Origin of the sequence: Limnofasciculus baicalensis BBK-W-15, from assembly GCF_024178385.1 — a bacterium.
Taxonomy (GTDB): Bacteria; Cyanobacteriota; Cyanobacteriia; order Cyanobacteriales; family Coleofasciculaceae; genus Limnofasciculus; species Limnofasciculus baicalensis.
On the sequence record NZ_JAMZMM010000021.1, the window covers coordinates 1 to 4985 of the forward strand.

Below are 4985 nucleotides of genomic sequence, written 5' to 3' on the forward strand. Positions count from 1 at the left end.
GGTTGTTGGTTGTTGGTTGTTGGTTGTTGGTTGTTGGTTGTTGGTTGTTAGTTGTACTCCTCACTCCCCACTCCCCTACTCCGCTTCAAACCTCCATTCCTGATTTCCAATCCGAATAATATTCCCTGAAGTTAACAAAGAAGGTTGATTAGCAACAAGGCGCTGTCCATTAACAAATGTGCCATTTGAACTACCAATATCTATTATTTGATATCGAATTTTGCCCTGAGTATCCTGTTGTCGGATAATTCGGGCATGGTTGCGGGAAGATAACCCATCGTCGAGGACAATAGTATTGCTAGGTTCCCTACCAATGGTACAGGGAGTGGCGGATAAAGGGAAAATTGCGCCAGATGAATGATGTACTAAACGCGCTAAGGCTGTCTGAGCATTATCGGCAATTATAGTAGGAGCTAGTGTTTGTCTTGGTAGTTTGGTTTGAGGGGGTAATTCTCCTGGTGTGGCAAGTTTATTTCCTTCTATAATATTACCGAGGGTGGGATTATTGGTGTTTGGTTTTTCACCGGAAATAATATTGACTTGTTGAATAGGAGGCGGCGGTATTATAGGGCGTGCGGCTTCTGCTATTTGCATTTTCAGTGCCGCTTCATGTTCGGCTTCCTCGCGGGCACTCATTCCTTCCACCTGACGGATTACGCCGCGAGTCTGAGGAAAACTGATATCACCAATCCGGACATCTTCTAAGGAAAAACCTAAATTGTAAGATAATTCAGTATTATCAAGAAGGTATTGGCGGACATGGATTCTTCCTTGATTAATTAACTGTTCCACCCGCATTTGACCAACTGCTATACCCAGACTATCTTTTATAGCACTAGTTAGAGCTGCAATCGGATCGGAAAGTTCTATGGCTACCCGTTTTGGATCGACAACTTGGTAGAATACTGTGAGAGAAATATTAATTAGATATTGGTCGCGAGATAAAAAATCCCCCTGTGAGATAATATCCAAATTACGGATTTTGGTATCGACAAGAATCAATTGGCATTTTTCCAGCACCGGAAGAGCAAAGCTGAAGTGACGACCAGGCTGAGATTTCCTTACCACTTTACCATTTTTGACAAACAGACCTGTATACCCGGCTTCAATAAAGTCCATGCTCAATCCTAGCCAGCGCTCTGGAGTGAGGGTTTGGATGAGAGGAGGAGAGTTACTAGCCATGAGTATCTAGTTTAGGGGAAATGTAGGACTTACGCAAAGGCTCTAGCTGCAGGGTGTGTTAGCGCAGCGTAACGCACCGCCACTATTAATAATATTACTGCGTAAGTCCCAAATTATTATAGGGGTGGGTAAGGATATCGCCCATATCCTTCACCCCTACACCAAAATATATATATTTGGTAAATCAATAACTACTCCCATTCTATTGTTCCAGGTGGCTTAGAAGTAATATCATAAACTACCCGATTCACCCCCTTGACTTCATTAACAATCCGATTAGAAATTATCTCTAATAAATCGTAAGGAACCCTTGCCCAATCTGCCGTCATCCCATCTTCACTAGTAATCAATCGCAATACTATTGGATAAGCATAAGTGCGCTTATCTCCCATTACTCCTACACTTCTGACAGGTAATAATACAGCAAAGGCTTGCCACAAATCGTGATAGACTTCGTGGCGATTAATTTCCTGACGAACTACTAAATCCGCATCTCGCAAAATATTCAATCTTTCGGCAGTGACTTCACCAATAATTCTAATTGCTAATCCTGGTCCAGGGAAGGGATGTCGCCGGACAATTTCTTCTGGTAAACCAATGGAACGACCAACTTTTCTTACTTCATCTTTGAAGAGTTTCCGTAATGGTTCAACCAATTTAAAACGCAAATCTTTGGGTAAACCACCCACATTATGGTGGCTCTTAATTTTGACTGCTACTCGTTCACCTGTTTTGGGGTCAACATTAGTATCTGCCGATTCAATTACATCAGGATAAAGGGTTCCTTGGGCTAAATAATCAAAAGGACCGAGGCGTTTCGATTCTTCTTCAAATACACTAATAAATTCATGTCCAATCCGGCGACGCTTTTCTTCAGGGTCAGCGATACCATTTAATTGAGCAAGGAAGCGATCGCGAGCATTTACATATTCTACTGGAATATGGAATTGTTCTTTAAATAGCTTCAATAGGCGTTCCGGTTCCCCTTTCCGCATGAAACCTTGATCGATAAACATGCAAGTCAATTGTTCGCCAATTGCCCGATAAAGTAAGAAGGCAAGGGTAGAGGAATCAACACCACCAGATAGTGCTAAAAGTACCCGTTTATCGCCAACTACGCCACGAATTTCTCTAATTGATTCTTCTACAAAGGTGGCTGTTGTCCAGGTGGGTTCGCAGACACAAATATGGTAAACGAAATTGCGGATTAGTGCCAAACCACAAATGGAATGCACTACTTCGGGATGGAATTGGACTCCGTATAGTTTCTTTTCGTGATCTGCGATCGCGGCACAGGGAGTATTATCTGTATGAGCCAGTATTTCAAACCCTTCTGGCAATTCATTGCAGGAGTCCCCATGACTCATCCACATGGTCGAGCCTTCTTCTACATTGGTCAACAAATCAGTAGGATCGTCAACAAATAATGCAGCTTTACCATATTCTGCTCTTTCCGCTCTGGTTACTTTACCACCTAGTTGTTGTACCATCAACTGCATTCCATAGCAAACCCCTAAAATGGGTATACCTAAATGCCAAATTTCTGGATCGCATTTGGGGGCAATATTATCATAAACTGAATTAGGTCCACCTGATAGGATAATTCCTTTAGGATTGAGGTTTCGTAACTGTTCTGCGGTAGTACGATAAGAAATAACTTCAGAATAAACTTGAGTCTCGCGAATGCGGCGGGCAATTAATTCTGAGTATTGAGAGCCAAAGTCTATAATTACGATCATTTGGCGATTTAAGTGGTTTTGTAGAGATGTGGTGTCTAAAGTCTCTACAGATTGAGATGGGTTTTCTGTTTGGAGTGTCACTGCTGTGTCCCTGATATCGAGCGTATAGGTGTGCCAATAGATGGTTGACAAATTATACTAGAGATTTGCAAGAATCCATGGTCTTTTATATTTTATATTTGGGATTTGAGATTAAGCCCATCCTCCTAGATACCCTTGTTGGTAGCACAACGCACATAGAATTGCGATTATTGACAAAGGTCTAAAAAGCTAGGACGATTGGGAGAGTAACGTAACACCCGTAGCGCTAGTAACGATAATTTGGCGATTTCTGTCAAATAACAGGGAACCCACTAGCACCTCTTGCTCGGAATGCTTGCGGATGTAGTCTTGGCAGCGTAGATCGATAGTAACAGCGATCGCGCCATAAACTCGCTCCACCCAATTACTCCCATCCGTAGCATCCAATTCTCGCAGATACTTGAGCGCCGCGTCAGTAGTCGGGCTAGCAAACACTGCCTGTAAAACAGGTGTTGGTAATCCCACTTTAGCGCAGTGAGCTGTTAAAATCTCTAGTCGTCCATCTGCTAAGTGGTGGTGAGTATGAAAAATTCCCCCTGCTACTTTGATTAATTTGCCATGGTAGCCAAATAATAAAATAGCTGGCACTTTCTGTAATCCTGCCTCTACTAATAATGGTCCCAACCAATTAGCAGTTTTCACCAACCTCTCAGGAGGAATACCCATTTGTCGGGCTAAGTCTAAGCCATTTTCCCCGACACAGAATACTAGAGATGAGGCAGCCGATGGGATACTGGTTGTTGTTGATGGTGCTTGGTTAGCAGCGGATGGGATACTGACTATTCCCCCATCCGTTACATCCGTTACATCCGTTACCACATCCGTTGCCCCATCAGTTACCACATCGACTACTAACAATTTACTGGCTTTCTGTGCTAGTTCCTCACGATATACTTCTAGTTGTGCGGGATTACTCAGAGGTTGGGAAATGCCTGTAGTACCTAGCAGAGAAAGTCCTTCCACTACACCAAAAGCAGCATTAGAAGTACGTTCTGCTAGTTTACGTCCTTCTGGCAGAATAATCGTAACCTGAATTTTTTCTGTTGGTTTGAGGAGGGGAGTCAGATTTTCTGGTATTAGTTTCTGAGCGTAACTGTAAATAGCTGCTTTACCATCTCGATTCAGTTGTCTCCCCACTCCTTCACCGCCGAGTACCTGTACTTGTTCCTTTTGTTCAAAGTTTCCCCATTCGACAACTGCCCAAATTGGGGTATTGCGAGTCATATCAAGATTATCTCCGGGATTACTGCGAGTAATTGCTAGTGCCATCCCTTCTCGAATTCCCGCTACTTGTTGAATAGGAATTTCTGCTATTTCTGGAGGTTGAATTAAGTTTACCGATACTGTGTCTAGGGGTTTCTGTTTGCGTAACCAATGGAAAGCAGCAATTGCGGCGGCGGTGGCGAATACGGGTAAAGTATATCCTGATTTAGTCATTTGTTGGAGAGGGAATGGGGAAGGATAAGGCTGAAGGCTGAAGAAGGAACATTGGACATGTTTGCGGGGAGTGTCAACCCAAGGGCAACAGATTCAGCTAGCAGGATATTTAGTAGTGAACTTAGAATTAAATATATTCGTTGTACTCTGATGGGAGGAAGATTTTACTGCCAAAGATTAGAAGATAATAAATGGGTAGAAGTCAAATAAATTTGACAAATGGTGAAACATACAGACAATTCTAGTCTATTCTTTCCTCACATTAGCGATTACCTTAAATCTAGTTATTAGTAAGCGCTTTAGCGCTGAAGCGCCTACTACAAACAACTATTATCTATGGCAATTAACGATCTGAGAAATTAGAGACTAGTCTCTCGTAAATTTTGGATCTCATCAACGGTAAGTCCTGTAATTTGACTAATAGTTTCATTATCAAGTAAATCGAGAGATTTTCGGGCAATTTCCAACTTCTCTTCTTGTTTACCTTCAGCTTTACCTTCAGCTTTACCTTCAGCTTTACCTTCAGCTTTACCTTCAGCTTTACCT

At 42.4% G+C, this 4985-nt stretch carries 4 protein-coding genes; all 4 read right to left on the reverse strand.

The genetic code is table 11. The features are described from left to right. Positions 1-75 precede the first annotated feature (75 nt). Positions 76-1182, reverse strand: coding sequence for an SPFH domain-containing protein (locus NJ959_RS03785; RefSeq protein WP_254010416.1), 1107 nt, complete (start codon positions 1180-1182; stop codon positions 76-78). Positions 1183-1373: 191 nt separating this feature from the next. Further along, positions 1374-3002 (reverse strand): glutamine-hydrolyzing GMP synthase, encoded by a 1629-nt coding sequence (guaA, locus tag NJ959_RS03790; protein ID WP_309242551.1) that lies wholly within the window; start codon positions 3000-3002, stop codon positions 1374-1376. Between the two features lie 189 nt (positions 3003-3191). Next, positions 3192-4439 (reverse strand): cobalt-precorrin-5B (C(1))-methyltransferase CbiD, encoded by a 1248-nt coding sequence (gene cbiD / locus NJ959_RS03795; protein WP_254010417.1) that lies wholly within the window; start codon positions 4437-4439, stop codon positions 3192-3194. Between the two features lie 359 nt (positions 4440-4798). Further along, on the reverse strand, positions 4799-4985 hold a 187-nt coding region (locus NJ959_RS03800; RefSeq protein WP_507237481.1), incomplete at its 5' end, for an Rpn/YhgA-type helix-turn-helix domain-containing protein.